At 62.4% G+C, this 14,114-nt stretch carries 17 protein-coding genes; 15 read left to right on the top strand and 2 right to left on the bottom strand.

Features of this window, described 5'->3' with window-relative positions; genetic code table 11:
• Positions 1–105: 105 nt before the first annotated feature.
• The 15 genes from trpS to trmB all read left to right on the top strand — a co-directional run bounded on the left by trpS (position 106) and on the right by trmB (position 13,576).
• Positions 106–1,170, top strand: a complete 1,065-nt coding sequence (gene trpS, locus RHIZ70P_RS01740; RefSeq protein WP_115668649.1) for a tryptophan--tRNA ligase — start codon at positions 106–108, stop codon at positions 1,168–1,170.
• Between the two features lie 85 nt (positions 1,171–1,255).
• A complete protein-coding gene (locus RHIZ70P_RS01735) occupies positions 1,256–1,747 on the top strand; it encodes a universal stress protein (protein ID WP_115668648.1) in 492 nt (163 codons plus the stop codon).
• Positions 1,748–1,858: 111 nt separating this feature from the next.
• Positions 1,859–2,422, top strand: coding sequence for a NifU family protein (locus tag RHIZ70P_RS01730; RefSeq protein ID WP_115668647.1), 564 nt, complete (start codon positions 1,859–1,861; stop codon positions 2,420–2,422).
• Between the two features lie 23 nt (positions 2,423–2,445).
• On the top strand, positions 2,446–3,096 hold the full coding sequence (tsaB, locus tag RHIZ70P_RS01725; RefSeq protein WP_115668646.1) for a tRNA (adenosine(37)-N6)-threonylcarbamoyltransferase complex dimerization subunit type 1 TsaB: 651 nt from the start codon (positions 2,446–2,448) through the stop codon (positions 3,094–3,096).
• Positions 3,097–3,102: 6 nt separating this feature from the next.
• Positions 3,103–3,600, top strand: a complete 498-nt coding sequence (locus RHIZ70P_RS01720; RefSeq protein WP_115668645.1) for a GNAT family N-acetyltransferase — start codon at positions 3,103–3,105, stop codon at positions 3,598–3,600.
• A 43-nt stretch (positions 3,601–3,643) separates the two neighbouring features.
• The gene (locus RHIZ70P_RS01715) at positions 3,644–4,072 is read left to right on the top strand and encodes a Fur family transcriptional regulator (RefSeq protein WP_115668644.1); all 429 of its coding nucleotides are present in this window, start codon (positions 3,644–3,646) and stop codon (positions 4,070–4,072) included.
• Between the two features lie 29 nt (positions 4,073–4,101).
• Complete coding sequence (locus tag RHIZ70P_RS01710) at positions 4,102–4,899, top strand: lysophospholipid acyltransferase family protein (protein ID WP_115668643.1); 798 nt, start codon at positions 4,102–4,104, stop codon at positions 4,897–4,899.
• Between the two features lie 56 nt (positions 4,900–4,955).
• Positions 4,956–6,362: a tRNA (N6-isopentenyl adenosine(37)-C2)-methylthiotransferase MiaB gene (gene miaB, locus RHIZ70P_RS01705; protein WP_115668642.1), complete on the top strand. Its 1,407-nt coding sequence runs from the start codon at positions 4,956–4,958 to the stop codon at positions 6,360–6,362.
• 39 nt (positions 6,363–6,401) lie between these two features.
• On the top strand, positions 6,402–7,457 hold the full coding sequence (locus RHIZ70P_RS01700) for a PhoH family protein (protein WP_115668641.1): 1,056 nt from the start codon (positions 6,402–6,404) through the stop codon (positions 7,455–7,457).
• Positions 7,458–7,471: 14 nt separating this feature from the next.
• Entirely contained in the window at positions 7,472–7,978 is a 507-nt protein-coding gene (gene ybeY, locus RHIZ70P_RS01695) for an rRNA maturation RNase YbeY (protein ID WP_115669034.1), read from the top strand.
• A 12-nt stretch (positions 7,979–7,990) separates the two neighbouring features.
• On the top strand, positions 7,991–9,202 hold the full coding sequence (locus RHIZ70P_RS01690; protein ID WP_115669033.1) for a transporter associated domain-containing protein: 1,212 nt from the start codon (positions 7,991–7,993) through the stop codon (positions 9,200–9,202).
• 110 nt (positions 9,203–9,312) lie between these two features.
• Positions 9,313–10,902: an apolipoprotein N-acyltransferase gene (gene lnt / locus RHIZ70P_RS01685; RefSeq protein WP_115668640.1), complete on the top strand. Its 1,590-nt coding sequence runs from the start codon at positions 9,313–9,315 to the stop codon at positions 10,900–10,902.
• A 146-nt stretch (positions 10,903–11,048) separates the two neighbouring features.
• On the top strand, positions 11,049–11,468 hold the full coding sequence (locus RHIZ70P_RS01680; protein ID WP_115668639.1) for a helix-turn-helix domain-containing protein: 420 nt from the start codon (positions 11,049–11,051) through the stop codon (positions 11,466–11,468).
• A gap of 163 nt (positions 11,469–11,631) precedes the next feature.
• The gene (gene metK / locus RHIZ70P_RS01675; RefSeq protein WP_115668638.1) at positions 11,632–12,870 is read left to right on the top strand and encodes a methionine adenosyltransferase; all 1,239 of its coding nucleotides are present in this window, start codon (positions 11,632–11,634) and stop codon (positions 12,868–12,870) included.
• A 4-nt stretch (positions 12,871–12,874) separates the two neighbouring features.
• Positions 12,875–13,576, top strand: coding sequence for a tRNA (guanosine(46)-N7)-methyltransferase TrmB (gene trmB, locus RHIZ70P_RS01670; protein WP_115668637.1), 702 nt, complete (start codon positions 12,875–12,877; stop codon positions 13,574–13,576).
• A 9-nt stretch (positions 13,577–13,585) separates the two neighbouring features.
• Here trmB and RHIZ70P_RS01665 read toward each other — a convergent pair whose 3' ends face one another.
• Positions 13,586–13,843, bottom strand: a complete 258-nt coding sequence (locus RHIZ70P_RS01665) for a DUF1150 family protein (protein WP_115668636.1) — start codon at positions 13,841–13,843, stop codon at positions 13,586–13,588.
• 50 nt (positions 13,844–13,893) lie between these two features.
• A complete protein-coding gene (locus RHIZ70P_RS22735) occupies positions 13,894–14,109 on the bottom strand; it encodes a hypothetical protein (protein WP_147293958.1) in 216 nt (71 codons plus the stop codon).
• Positions 14,110–14,114: the final 5 nt, after the last annotated feature.

Below are 14,114 nucleotides of genomic sequence, written 5' to 3'. Positions count from 1 at the left end.
GGGGCGGCAAAACTGGCCCTTGATTGTCGACCTTTCGGGGTGCATAAGCCGCTGGCTAATTTCGATCGACAGATCGGGCCCTCCACCAGCCTGTTGAGGACAATCATGGGTGAGTTCAAGCCGCTGGTCTTTTCCGGCGTTCAGCCGACCGGCAATCTCCATCTTGGCAATTATCTCGGTGCGATCCGCAAGTTCGTCGCGCTTCAGGAACATCACGACTGCATCTATTGCGTCGTCGACCTGCATGCGCTGACGGCCCAGCTCGTCCATGACGACATGCCGGGCCAGATCCGCTCGATCACGGCGGCGTTTCTGGCAAGCGGCATCGATCCGAAGAACCATATCGTCTTCAACCAGTCGGCCGTGCCGCAGCATGCGGAGCTGGCCTGGATCTTCAACTGCGTCGCCCGCATCGGCTGGATGAACCGCATGACGCAGTTCAAGGACAAGGCCGGCAAGGACCGCGAGCAGGCGTCGCTCGGTCTCTACGCCTATCCGAGCCTGATGGCGGCCGACATTCTCGTCTACCGCGCCACTCATGTACCGGTCGGCGAGGACCAGAAGCAGCATCTGGAACTGACCCGCGACATCGCCATGAAGTTCAATCTCGACTTCGTGGAACAGATCCGCCGCACCGGCTACGGCATCGACATCACGGTCGGCGAGGAGCCGGTTCATGCCTATTTTCCGATGGTCGAGCCGCTGATCGAGGGCCCCGCGCCGCGCGTGATGAGCCTCAAGGACGGCACCAAGAAGATGTCGAAGTCGGATCCGTCCGACCTGTCGCGCATCAACCTGATGGATGATGCGGAAACCATCTCGAAGAAGATCCGCAAGGCCAAGACCGACCCGGACGCGCTTCCGAGCGAGACCGATGGCCTGAAAGGCCGCCCCGAAGCCGACAACCTGGTCGGCATCTTCGCCGCCCTTTCCGACCGTACCAAGGAAGATGTGCTCAACGAGTTCGGCGGACAGCAGTTTTCAGTGTTCAAGCCGGCGCTCGTCGAGCTCGCCGTCGAAGTCCTGTCGCCGGTCAACGGCGAAATGCGCCGCCTGATGGGCGACACGGCCTATATCGACGGCGTCCTGCGCGACGGCGGCGAAAGGGCGCGGGCGCGCGCGGAAAAAACCATGAAGGAAGTCCGCGACATTATCGGCTTCGTGCAGTAAAGTCGCGGCCATCCTGCGCGGCCGGAAAAAGCGAGCCAGCCGCGAATATGGCTGAAGTTCAACCCATCCTGCGGCGGGGTACCCTATGGTTTCAACACGCCTGTCACGCCTCGAAGGTCACCGACGCAAGTTCATGGCGGTGATCGACAATACGCCGGAATGCTCGCGCGCGGTGCACTATGCCGGGCGACGCGCCAAGAACTCCAATGGCGGTCTGGTGCTGATGTATGTCATCCCGGAAGGCGATTTCCAGCAATGGCTGGGCGTGGAGGAGATCATGCGGGCCGAGGCTCGCGAGGAGGCGGAGGCCGTGATGGCCAAGGCGGCGCAGACCGTGCGCGAGACGATCGGCATCGAGCCGGAAATCGTCATCCGCGAGGGAAATTCCACCGCTGCGATCAACGGGCTGATCGAGGAGGACCGCGACATCGCCATCCTCGTCCTGGCGGCGGGGTCGACCAAGGAGGGACCCGGTCCGCTGGTTTCGATGATCGCCGGGCGCGGTGCCGCCTTTCCGATCCCCGTGACCGTCCTGCCGGATTCCCTCACCAACGAGGAAATCGACGCGCTCTGCTGATCGGCCGCGTGGCGAATGTCAGATCAGGCTTGAAGGCCGTTGCGTTCAGGACTATCTTTTTTGAAGCATTCTAAATTGAACGGCGGCCCTTGAAGCCGCTCGGAGGTTCCCATGTTCATACAGACCGAAGCCACGCCGAACCCGGCGACGCTCAAGTTTCTTCCCGGCAAGGTCGTGATGGAGTCCGGCACGGCCGAATTTCGCGACGCCGACAGCGCAGCCGTCTCGCCGCTGGCGGCCCGGATCTTCTCGATTCCCGGCGTGACCGGCGTCTTCTTCGGCTATGATTTCGTCACCGTCACCAAGGACGGTCCGGAATGGCAGCACCTGAAGCCGGCGATCCTCGGCACGATCATGGAGCATTTCATGAGCGGAGCAAAGGTCATGGGCTCGGCCGCGACCGCCAATGACGAGGACGGCGACGAAGAGTTCTTCGAAGCGGGCGACGAAACGATCGTCGCGACCATCAAGGAACTGCTTGAGACTCGCGTCCGCCCGGCCGTCGCCCAGGACGGCGGCGACATCACCTTCCGCGGTTTCAAGAACGGCAAGGTCTATCTCAACATGAAGGGCGCCTGCGCCGGCTGCCCGTCCTCGACCGCGACCTTGAAGCACGGCGTGCAGAACCTGCTGCGCCATTTCGTGCCCGAAGTGCAGGAAGTCGAAGCGGTCTGACCGCGGGTCGCGAGGAGCGGGGAATGATCGTACTGGCGATCGATACGGCCGGCGTCGATTGTTCCGCGGCGGTCTATGACGGCGACGCTCATCGTCTGCGGGGTGAAGCGACCGAAATGATCGGTCGGGGCCATGCGGAAAAACTGATGGCGACGATCGATGCGGCGCTCGATGCCGCCAAGATCGATCTGTCGGCGGTTGAGCGCATCGCCGTGACCATTGGCCCCGGCTCGTTCACCGGCATCCGCGTCGGCGTCGCCGCCGCGCGTGGCCTGGCGCTCTCGCTCGGCATCGAGGCCGTCGGCATATCGACGCTTTCCATTCTGGCGCACATGGTGCCAAACCAAGGGATGCCCGTGCTGGCGGCGATGGATGCCAAGCGCGGTGAAATCTATCTGCAGCGCTTTTCCGCGGCGCTGGAACCGCTGGGCGCGGCAGAAATGACGTCCCTCGACGAGTTCCGCACGCTTGCCTCTTCCGGGGAATGGCAGATCATTGGTTCCGCCGGGCCTCTTCTGTCTGACGCTGGCGCAGTGACGGAAAGCGACCGGTTCTCTATTTCGGTTGCCGCCATGCTCGGCGCGGAGGCGAAAGCTGCGGGCAAGCCGACGCCGCTATACTTGCGCGGACCCGATGCCAAACCGCAGACGGGTTTTGCCGTATCCCGAGCGTGAAGGCCGATGCTGGACACCTATCTCAATCGCAAACCCGAATTCGAAATCGTGCCGATGGCGGCCGAGCATTGCGCCGCGGTCGCGGAATTGCATGCCCAGCGCTTCTCCAAGGCATGGAACGACGGCGAGTTCCTCAGCCTTCTGCTCCAGCCCAATTCCTTCGGTTTCGTCGTCTGGCAGACCAATACCCTGATCTTCAAGGCCCCGCTGGCGGGTTTCGTGCTGGCGCGGGAGACGGCGGGCGAGGCGGAAATCCTGACGATTGCCGTCGGCGAAAAGTGCGCTCGCTTCGGCCTCGGATGGCGGCTGATGCAGGCGGCGATGCGTGAGGCCGGTGGCCGCGGCGGCGAAGCCATGTTCCTCGAGGTCGACGACGGCAACCAGGCCGCCCTTGGCCTCTATCGCAAGCTCGGCTTCCAGAAGGCCGGCGAGCGGCCCGCCTATTACACCGACGCAAGTGGACGGCGATCCTCTGCGCTTGTCATGCGGCGCGATCTTCGATAGTTGCCTCTGTCATAAGAGTGGCACGCGCGGGAACATTCTGGTCATGAGCGAAGCACCCAAATCGCTGGAGGAATTGTGCGTCGAGCGCGGCATGCGCATGACCGAACAGCGTCGCATCATCGCGCGGATTCTCGAGGAATCCGCCGACCACCCCGATGTCGAGGAACTCTACCGCCGCTCGGTGAAGATCGACGCAAAGATCTCGATCAGCACCGTCTATCGCACGGTCAAGCTGTTCGAGGACGCCGGCATCATCGAGCGCCACGATTTCCGCGACGGCCGCTCGCGCTATGAAACCGTACCGGAAGAACATCACGACCACCTGATCGACTTGAAGACCGGCGTTGTCATAGAGTTCCATTCGCCGGAGATCGAGGCGCTGCAGGAGCGCATCGCCCGCGAGCACGGTTTTCGCCTCGTCGACCACAGGCTCGAACTGTACGGTGTGCCGCTTGCCAAGGACGAAGGCTGAACCATGCGTCCGTCAACTGGGGTGATTGCGTGATCAACTGGTTGAGGGTCGCGCTTGTCCTGCTCGTGATTGCGATCATGACTCTGCTGCTCGCGCCAATCCAGCTTCTGGCTCTCCGTTTTGACTGGAAACTGCGCCGCCGGCTTCCCCGTCTCTGGCATGGACTGGCCTGTCGTCTGATCGGCATCCGCATTCGCTCCCATGGCAGGCTGGAGCGCCATCGTCCGCTGATGATTGCCGCCAACCACGCCTCGTGGAAGGACATTCTGGTGCTCGGCGCACTTGCCGACGTCGTCTTCATCGCCAAGACCGAGGTCTCCGGCTGGCCGATCTTCGGCCTGCTTGCGAGGTTGCAGAAGAGCATTTTCGTCGTGCGTGAGGAAAAGCGCCGCACCGGCGACCAGGTGAGCGAGATTGCCGAGCGCATGGCCGATGGAGAGATCGTCGTGCTGTTCCCGGAGGGGACGACCTCTGACGGCAACCGCGTTCTCGATGTGAAAACCTCCCTGTTCGGTGCCGCCGCCGCCGCCCTGCCGCTCGCCCCCGAAGGCGTCGTCTATGTCCAGCCCGTGGCGATCGCCTACACGCGCGTGCATGGCATGCCGATGGGACGCTACCACCGGCCGCTGGCCGGCTGGCCGGGCGATGTCGGCATGGTGCCGCACCTCCTCGGCGTGCTGAAGGCGGGCGCGATCGATGTCGACGTCAGTTTCGGAGAAGTCGTCGAGTATCGCCAGGGCGGAAATCGCAAGCAGGTTGCGGCACTGGTGGAAAAGCGAATCCGCAGCATGTTGCTCGACCATCTGCGCGGCCGGCTGTGGCGCTAGGGGCCGCTTGGCATTTTTCGGTTTAATCCGCCGGCAAAAACCACTAAATAGCCCGCATGACCCAGGACACCGCACTTCTTGCCGCCACCGATCAGCCGCAAGGCGCCACCGCCCTTGCCGAGCGCAAGGTCTTCATCAAGACCTATGGCTGCCAGATGAACGTCTATGATTCCGGCCGCATGTCCGATGCGCTGGCCGCCGAGGGCTATGTCGCCACGGAGACCATGGACGATGCCGATCTGGTTCTCCTGAATACCTGCCATATCCGCGAAAAGGCGGCCGAAAAGGTCTATTCGGCGCTCGGCCGGCTGCGCGAGACGAAGAAGGCCCGCGCCGCCGAGGGCCGCGAGTTCATGATCGGCGTCGCCGGCTGCGTCGCCCAGGCGGAAGGCGACGAGATCGCCCGCCGGGAACCCGCAGTCGACGTGGTGATCGGCCCGCAGACCTACCATCGCCTGCCCCAGGCGCTGAAGCGCGCGCGCTCCGGCGAGCGGGTGGTCGATACCGAATACGCGCTGGAAGACAAGTTCGAGCATCTGCCGGACCCGACCAGGGTGAAGGGCAGGGCGCGCAGCGTGACCGCTTTCCTCACCGTGCAGGAAGGTTGCGACAAGTTCTGCACCTTCTGCGTGGTGCCCTATACGCGCGGTTCGGAGGTTTCCCGCCCGATCGCACAGATCGTCTCGGAAGCCGAAAAACTGGTCGCCGCCGGCGTTCGCGAACTGACCCTGCTGGGCCAGAACGTCAATGCCTGGCACGGCATGGACGCGTCGGGCCGACCTATCGGGCTTGGCGACCTGCTCTACCGGCTGGCGGATATCCCGGGGCTGGCCCGTCTGCGCTACACCACAAGCCATCCGCGCGACATGGATGACCGGCTGATCGAGGCGCATCGCGATCTCAGAATGCTGATGCCCTATCTGCACCTGCCGGTACAGGCCGGCTCCGATCGTATCCTCAAGGCGATGAACCGCCGCCACAATGCCGCGGACTACATCGCTCTGGTCGAGCGTATCCGCGCGGCCCGTCCGGACATTGCCTTGTCCGGCGATTTCATCGTCGGTTTCCCCGGCGAGACGGAAGCGGATTTCCAGGCGACGATGGATCTGGTCGAAACCATTGGCTACGCCCAGGCCTATTCGTTCAAATATTCGACGCGTCCCGGAACGCCGGGTGCCGATCTGCCGGATCACGTGGCCGAGGATGTGAAGACCGAACGCCTCGCCAGACTGCAGGAATTGTTGCTGAAACAGCAGCAGGATTTCTCCCGCTCCTTGATTGGCAGCGAAATCGACTTACTTCTGGAAAAGCCCGGTCGCATGCCCGGTCAATTGATTGGCCGCTCTCCCTGGCTGCAATCTGTGAATGTTGATGCAAACCAGTCGAAAATCGGTGACATTATCAATGTACGAATCACCGCAGCCGGCCCGAACAGCTTGTTTGCCGAGGTGGCAGAGGGTTAGAGTGAGGGCCAGAACCTGATCGCACAGGAGCCTGATCGCTTGAACCCACAAGAAGTGATTACTTCATCCTCACGCAACCTCCATGCCGCCGTGACCGACGCCAATCACTTCATCTTGACGTTCGAGAACAATAGGTTCGCCAGTGAGCTCTTCGGTCAGTTCGACCAGAATCTCAAGCTGCTGGAGGATCGGCTGCAGATCCAGGCCCGGGCGCGGGGCAATTCCGTCTCTATTTCCGGTGAACTGCTCGCAACCAACCAGGCGCGCCGCGCGCTGGATTTTCTCTATGCCCGGCTGCAAAGTGGCGGCTCGGTGGAAGCGTCCGACGTCGAGGGTGCGATCCGCATGGCGGTTGCCGCCGACGATCAGTTGACGCTGCCGACGATGGAGCGCAAGGCCAAGCTTTCCATGGCGCAGATCGCTACGCGCAAGAAGACGGTCTCCGCCCGCACGCCGACGCAGGACGTCTATATGCGGGCGCTCGAGCGCTCGGAACTGGTCTTCGGCGTCGGTCCCGCCGGCACCGGGAAGACCTATCTGGCGGTCGCCCATGCGGCACAATTGCTGGAACGCGGCGCGGTCGACCGCATCATCCTGTCGCGTCCGGCCGTCGAGGCCGGTGAACGCCTCGGTTTCCTGCCCGGCGACATGAAGGAGAAGGTCGATCCGTATCTGCGGCCGCTTTATGACGCGCTCTACGACATGATGCCCGGCGACAAGGTCGAGCGGGCGATCACCGCCGGCGTCATCGAGATCGCCCCGCTCGCCTTCATGCGTGGCCGCACGCTGGCCAATGCCGCGGTCATTCTCGACGAGGCCCAGAACACCACGTCGATGCAGATGAAGATGTTCCTCACGCGTCTCGGCGAGAATGCGCGGATGATCGTCACCGGCGATCCGAGCCAGGTCGACCTGCCGCGTGGGGTGAAATCGGGCCTTGTCGAGGCATTGCAGATCCTCAAGGATGTCGAGGGCGTTTCCTTCGTGCGCTTCAAGGATGTCGATGTCGTGCGCCATCCGCTGGTCGGACGCATCGTGCGGGCCTATGATGCGCAATATGCCGTCCAGGACGAAAGCGAGCAGACCGACCGCTAGGCCGGAACCCGATGATGCCGAAACTCGACATACAGATCGCCATCGAAGCCGAGGGCTGGGCGCAGGAAGCCGAACTGGAAAGCCTGGCGGGCAAAGTGCTGGAGGCGGCTGCGGAATATTTGCGCAGCGAGGAAAAACAGCCCTTTCCCGCCATGCCGATCGAGGTGTCGCTGGTTTTCTCCAACGACGAGCAGGTGCGGGCGGTCAATGCGGAATGGCGCGGGCAGGACAAGCCGACCAACGTGCTTTCCTTTCCCGCCTTTCCGCTCGTCCCCGGCGGAAAGCCCGGCCCGATGCTCGGCGACATCATCCTCGCGCGCGAGACCGTTGAGCGCGAAGCGGTCGATCTCGAAAAGAGTTTCGCTGACCATCTGACCCATCTGATGGTCCACGGTTTTCTGCATCTCTTCGGCTATGACCACATGGACCGCGAGGAAGCGGAAAGAATGGAGAGCCTTGAGACTCGCATTTTGGCCTCACTTGGATTATCTGATCCCTATGCGGGCCAGGACCCGGTTTGACAGTTTGGAATGATGAGCGATTTTGCGACACGACTGGCCTCCGAGGCCAATGAGGGATCGGACGGTTCCTCTTCCGAAGAGGGCGGAAGTCCTTCTAGGCCGGAAACTTCCGGCCGAACCCACGCTTCCTTCTGGGCTCGCGCCGCGCGAATCCTGCGTCCGCCGCAGACATCGAGCCTTCGCGAAGACCTGACCGACGCGCTGAAGGCCGACGCCGGAACGAGCGATGTCTTCACCCCTGAAGAACGGGCGATGCTCCACAATATCCTGCGTTTCCGCGAGGTGCGGGTCGAGGATGTGATGGTGCCGAGGGTCGACATCGAGGCCGTGGATCAAAACATCAGCATCGGCGAACTGATGGTCCTGTTCGAGGAATCCGGACGCTCGCGCATGCCTGTCTATTGCGAGACGCTCGACGATCCGCGCGGCATGGTGCACATCCGCGATCTTCTGTCCTACGTCACCAAGCAGGCCCGCAACAAGCGGCGCAACGGGTCACGCGCGGCGTCGTCCGCTGGCGACAAGTCGGTGGCGGACAAGGCCGACAAGTCCGACAAGGCGGATAAGACCCCGCGCACCGCCAAGACAGATTTCGATCTCGGTCGCGTCGATCTGTCGAAGACCGTGGCCGAATGCGGCATCGTCCGGTCGATCCTGTTCGTGCCGCCTTCTATGCTGGCTTCCGACCTTTTGAGCCGCATGCAGACGGCCCGCACCCAGATTGCCCTGGTGATCGACGAATATGGCGGCACCGACGGTCTGGTTTCGCATGAGGACATCGTCGAAATGGTCGTCGGCGACATTGACGACGAACATGACGACGAGGAGGCCATGTTCAGCCGGATGTCGGACGATGTTCTGGTGGCCGATGCGCGGGTCGAACTGGAGGAGATCGCCGTGGCGATCGGTTCCGATTTCGATGTTCGCGATCAGCTCGACGATGTTGACACCCTTGGTGGCCTGATATTTGCTGCGCTCGGCCGGATTCCCGTCCGCGGCGAGGTGGTCCAGGCGCTGCCAGGCTTCGAGTTCCACATTCTTGACGCCGATCCCCGCCGTATCAAGCGCGTACGGGTCGTTCGCAAGCGGCCGGCCGCACGGCGGCGCATCATCAAGGGCGACGTCGAGATCCCGGCCAAGGCCGCCAAGCTGCGGACTCCAACCGCAGCCGACACGGTTGCCGCCAACCCAGCCGCTCCCCTCGACATCGAGGGCAATGCCTGACGGTCCGGTTTCCGGCCGCCCTCTGCTGTCCGCTGCTATCCGCACGACAAGTCCGGTGTTTTTTGGAACACTGCGGGCAGATTGATTCGGGGCGACGGGAAAGGGACGGGATGGAACGGCTGGCCGGAAGGATCATGCTGCTTGCAGGAGCGAGACGCGCACTCCTGGCGTTTCTCGCCGGTGCGCTCGGGGCCCTGGCCCTGCCGCCCTTCGGCTTCTTCGCAGTCCTGTTCGTCTCCTTTCCGCTATTGGTGTGGCTGCTCGACGGGGTGTCGGGCAATCCTGATCGGGCCCATTCCTATGGCCTTCGATCCGCCTTCGTCATTGGTTGGCTGTTCGGCTTCGGCTATTTCGTTGCCGGCCTGTGGTGGCTCGGCAATGCACTGCTGATCGAGGCGGAGGACTTCGCCTGGGCGCTTCCGCTGGCCGTCCTCGGCCTGCCGGCGGTGCTTGCCCTGTTCTACGGACTGGCGACCCTGCTCGCACGGTTGCTCTGGTCGGATGGGATCGGTCGGATCGCGGCACTGGCCGCCGGCTTCGGTCTGGCCGAATGGCTCCGCAGCTTTGTCGCCACCGGCTTCCCGTGGAATGCAATCGGTTACGGCGCCATGCCGATCCCGCTGATGATGCAATCGGCCGCCCCGCTCGGATTGTTCGGCGTGAGCACATTGGCGGTCCTTGTCTTCTCGGTTCCGGCACTGCTGGGAACCCGCAAGGGTCTGCTGCCGGGGCTCGCCCTGTCGGGGCTGCTGTTTGCCGCCCACCTCGGCTTTGGCGCCTACATGCTGGGACAGTCTCTGCCGAGCGGTGATAAGACGCTGACGGTGCGGCTCGTCCAGCCGGTGATCGACCAGGCGCGCAAGCTCGAAAACGCCGACCGGATCGACATATTCAACCAGCACCTGGAATTGTCCGCCGAGCCGGTAGAGGCGGGAAAGCCGCAGCCCGATGTGATCGTCTGGCCGGAAACCTCCATTCCCTTCATCCTGACCGAGCATCCCGACGCCCTGGCGCGGATCGCCGATGTGCTGAAGGACGGGCAGGTGCTGGTCAGCGGCGCCGTGCGCGCCGAGGAGCAGGGGGCAGGGCAGGCGCCGCGCTATTATAATTCCGTCTACGTGATCGACGACAAGGGGCAGATCCTGTCGGCATCCGACAAGGTTCACCTGACGCCGTTCGGCGAATATGTTCCCTATGAGGATGTGCTGCGCCGGGTCGGCTTCGACAACCTCGTGAGCCTGCCCGGCGGGTTCTCGGCGGCCTCGGATCGGTCGCTGCTCCCGCTTCCCTCGGGCGTCGGTCTCTATCCGCTGATCTGCTACGAGATCATTTTCCCCGACGAGATCGACATTCCGGCGGGCGAGGCCGGAGCGATCCTCAACGTGACGAATGACGCCTGGTTCGGCGCCACCCCAGGCCCCTATCAGCACTTCCTCCAGGCCAGAATCCGCGCCGTCGAGGCCGGTTTGCCGCTCATTCGCAGCGCCAATAACGGCATTTCCGCCATTGTCGATGTCCGCGGGCGTATCATTTCTGGGGTGGCGCTGAACGCCAGAGGGGCGGCAGATGCAACCATCGGGTTAGTGTCCGTTTCAAAATGGAACAATGTCGACCGATCGATCAACTTTTGGTTGATTGTGCTTGCTATGGTATTGACTGCGCTGATTTCACGCATGGGTTTTATTTTTCGGACGAATTGACCAAAAACCCCTAAAATTGCATAGTGGATTGAACCATAGGTCCGTACGTATGCTTAAAGTTCCTGAATGGCGTGTGCAACGCCACGTTATGGTCCGTCCGGAGCAGAGGGTTATGGTGCAATGCCAACACTTGTCAGGATCGCAACATGATTGAGAATAAGAAGAAGCCGAACCCGATCGACATCCATGTCGGCAGCCGGATTCGCCTTCGCCGTACCATGCTGGGCATGAGCCAGGAGAAGCTGGGCGAGAGCCTCGGCATCACCTTCCAGCAGATCCAGAAATACGAAAAAGGCACCAACCGCGTCGGCGCCAGCCGGCTGCAGAACATTTCCAGCATTCTGAATGTTCCGGTTTCCTTCTTCTTCGAAGACGCGCCGGGCGATCAGGCATCGGGTGCCTCCGGCATGGCCGAAGCATCGAGCTCCAACTACGTCGTCGACTTTCTGTCCTCGTCGGAGGGGCTGCAGCTCAACCGCGCTTTCGTCAAGATCACCGACCCGAAGGTGCGTCGCAAGCTGGTGGATCTGGTCAAGGCGCTGGCTGCCGAAGCCGATGCCGACTGATTTCCGCTGCGATCGATGGAAGAAAGCGGCTCCGGCCGCTTTTTTTCTGCTCAGTGGGTCGCGGAAATGTCGATATAAAGATATATTTATGTCGTTGTCTCCTTGTTTTTCGTGCGTGAACTGACTAACAAGGGCAAGGCCTGTTCTTTGAGGGGAATCCCGCATGCGCGCGAACTATCTTTTCACCAGTGAATCTGTGTCCGAAGGTCACCCGGACAAAGTCTGTGACCGCATCTCCGACGAAATCGTCGACCTGGTTTACCGGGAAGCCGCCAAGACTGGTGAAGACCCCTGGAACGTGCGAATCGCATGCGAGACCCTGGCAACGACCAACCGCGTCGTGATCGCCGGCGAGGTTCGCCTGCCCGACAGCCTGATGAAGCTCGACAAGAACGGCGAGAAGGTCATCAATCCCTCGAAATTCAAGTCGGCCGCCCGCAAGGCGATCCGCGACATCGGCTACGAGCAGGACGGCTTCCACTGGAAGACGGCGCGCATCGACGTGCTGCTGCATTCGCAGTCCGCCCACATCGCCCAGGGCGTCGACAAGGCCGCCGACCATGACAACAGCGAAGGCGCGGGCGACCAGGGCATCATGTTCGGCTATGCCTGCCGCGAAACGCCGGACCTCATGCCGGCGCCGATCTATTACGCCCACCGCATTCTCCAGCTGCTCGCCGCCGCTCGCAAGAAGGGCGAAGGCGAGGCTGCCAAGCTCGGGCCCGACGCCAAGAGCCAGGTGACCGTGCGCTATGTCGACGGCAAGCCCTTTGAAGTGGTGTCGATCGTCCTGTCCACCCAGCATCTCGATGACAGCTGGGATTCGAACAAGGTCCGCTCGGTCGTCGAACCCTATATTCGCGAAGCGCTCGGCGACCTGAAGATCGCCGATGACTGCAAGTGGTACGTCAACCCGACCGGCAAGTTCGTCATCGGCGGCCCGGACGGCGACGCCGGCCTGACCGGCCGCAAGATCATCGTCGACACCTATGGCGGTGCGGCCCCCCACGGCGGCGGCGCCTTCTCCGGCAAGGACACCACCAAGGTTGACCGTTCGGCGGCCTATGCTGCGCGCTACCTAGCCAAGAACGTCGTCGCGGCCGGCCTCGCCGACCGTTGCACCATCCAGATCTCCTATGCGATCGGCATCGCCCAGCCGCTGTCGATTTATGTCGACCTGCACGGCACCGGCAAGGTGACCGAGGACGAGGTCGAGGCCGCGATCCGCAAGGTCATGGATCTCTCCCCGTCGGGCATCCGTCGCCATCTTGACCTGAACAAGCCGATCTATGCTAAGACGTCGGCTTACGGTCATTTCGGCCGCAAGGCTGGCCGTGACGGCTCCTTCTCCTGGGAGAAGCTCGATCTGGTCAAGCCGCTCAAGGATGCTCTCAAGGCTTGAACGAATGACGGAAGCGGAACGCAGGACACGGTCGACCGAAGCCTTCTTCGGTCGGCGAAAGGGAAAGCCGTTGCGCGACCAGCAGGTCGAGCGAATGGAAACCCTCCTGCCGGCGTTGAAGATCGATCTGGCTTCTCCGGCCCCGGTCGACATCAAGTCGCTCTTTCCGTTTGCCGTGGAGAAGGTCCGCCTCGAAATCGGCTTTGGCGGCGGCGAGCATCTCGTTCATCGCGCCCGCACCAACCCCGAGACCGGATTCATCGGCGTCGAGCCCTTCGTCAACTCCATGGCCAAGCTTCTGGCCGTGGTCGAGGCCGAGGGATTGAACAATATCCGCGTTCATGACGATGACGCCACGCAGCTGCTCGACTGGCTGCCGGACGGCTCGATCGACCAGATCGACCTGCTCTATCCCGACCCGTGGCCCAAGAAGAAGCATTGGAAACGGCGCTTCGTCTCGCAGGTCAATCTCGAGCGTTTCCATCGCGTGTTGAAGCCCGGCGGCCTGTTCTGCTTCGCCTCGGACATCGATACCTATCTGAACTGGACGCTGCAGCATTGCAGCCGACATGGCGGCTTCCAATGGACCGCGCGCAATGCGGCGGACTGGCGGACCCCGTTCTCCGGGTGGCCGGGCACGCGCTACGAAGCCAAGGCGAAGCGCGAAGGCCGCGCCTCTGCCTATCTCACATTCGTTAGGTCGTGACGTCGAAGGTCAGTGCAGGCTGACCGTCTTCAATTCGTCCTCGGCTGCCTTGTAGAAGGTGCTGGAGCGATTGTCGGTCAGGAGGATCGGCGTACCGTCGGCGCCGAACAGGGCCCAGAGATCGAGGCTGGGATCGATATCCGGCGCTTCCGGAAAGCAGCGGGACACTTCCTCGGAACGCATCTTGCGGATGTATCCCACTTCGCCGGCACCGAGATGGGCCAGTTCCGACTGGGTAAGACGCGCGTTTACTTCTCTCATCAACATTCCGGTCCTCCGCCACTTCAGGGAGCTACGGCACGATCATGCCGTTAACCCTACTGTGCAGCGGAAATGTTAATTTTTCGCACCATTTTCGCCTCACGCGGGCGGACCGCGGCGTTCGGGAGAGAGCCGTTGCGCAAGGTGGCGCCAAATCGTTCGTGTTCCCTTTTCTGAGGAAGATGCGCTTTGGCGCCGTCGATCAAGGAGAGGCGGCCCGGAGTGGCGGACACACCGTGCCGATACTTGACAAAAGCCTTGACCGGGCTCATCAGGC

The sequence above is a fragment of the Paenirhizobium selenitireducens ATCC BAA-1503 genome, assembly GCF_900492185.1.
Lineage (GTDB): Bacteria > Pseudomonadota > Alphaproteobacteria > Rhizobiales > Rhizobiaceae > Allorhizobium > Allorhizobium selenitireducens_A.
Note: the sequence above shows the minus strand (reverse complement) of the source record. Positions and strands in the feature narration are given on the sequence as shown.

Excerpts from the sequence above, each read along its gene's own strand:
- RHIZ70P_RS01690 (WP_115669033.1), top strand. The coding sequence starts at position 7,991 with ATGAGCGATTTTGCGACACGACTGGCCTCCGAGGCCAATGAGGGATCG.
- trpS (WP_115668649.1), top strand. The coding sequence starts at position 106 with ATGGGTGAGTTCAAGCCGCTGGTCTTTTCCGGCGTTCAGCCGACCGGC.
- metK (WP_115668638.1), top strand. The coding sequence starts at position 11,632 with ATGCGCGCGAACTATCTTTTCACCAGTGAATCTGTGTCCGAAGGTCAC.
- RHIZ70P_RS22735 (WP_147293958.1), bottom strand. The coding sequence starts at position 14,109 with ATGAGCCCGGTCAAGGCTTTTGTCAAGTATCGGCACGGTGTGTCCGCC.
- RHIZ70P_RS01715 (WP_115668644.1), top strand. The coding sequence starts at position 3,644 with ATGAGCGAAGCACCCAAATCGCTGGAGGAATTGTGCGTCGAGCGCGGC.
- miaB (WP_115668642.1), top strand. The coding sequence starts at position 4,956 with ATGACCCAGGACACCGCACTTCTTGCCGCCACCGATCAGCCGCAAGGC.
- RHIZ70P_RS01665 (WP_115668636.1), bottom strand. The coding sequence starts at position 13,843 with ATGTTGATGAGAGAAGTAAACGCGCGTCTTACCCAGTCGGAACTGGCC.
- tsaB (WP_115668646.1), top strand. The coding sequence starts at position 2,446 with ATGATCGTACTGGCGATCGATACGGCCGGCGTCGATTGTTCCGCGGCG.
- RHIZ70P_RS01730 (WP_115668647.1), top strand. The coding sequence starts at position 1,859 with ATGTTCATACAGACCGAAGCCACGCCGAACCCGGCGACGCTCAAGTTT.
- RHIZ70P_RS01735 (WP_115668648.1), top strand. The coding sequence starts at position 1,256 with ATGGTTTCAACACGCCTGTCACGCCTCGAAGGTCACCGACGCAAGTTC.
- trmB (WP_115668637.1), top strand. The coding sequence starts at position 12,875 with ATGACGGAAGCGGAACGCAGGACACGGTCGACCGAAGCCTTCTTCGGT.
- lnt (WP_115668640.1), top strand. The coding sequence starts at position 9,313 with ATGGAACGGCTGGCCGGAAGGATCATGCTGCTTGCAGGAGCGAGACGC.
- ybeY (WP_115669034.1), top strand. The coding sequence starts at position 7,472 with ATGCCGAAACTCGACATACAGATCGCCATCGAAGCCGAGGGCTGGGCG.
- RHIZ70P_RS01720 (WP_115668645.1), top strand. The coding sequence starts at position 3,103 with ATGCTGGACACCTATCTCAATCGCAAACCCGAATTCGAAATCGTGCCG.
- RHIZ70P_RS01680 (WP_115668639.1), top strand. The coding sequence starts at position 11,049 with ATGATTGAGAATAAGAAGAAGCCGAACCCGATCGACATCCATGTCGGC.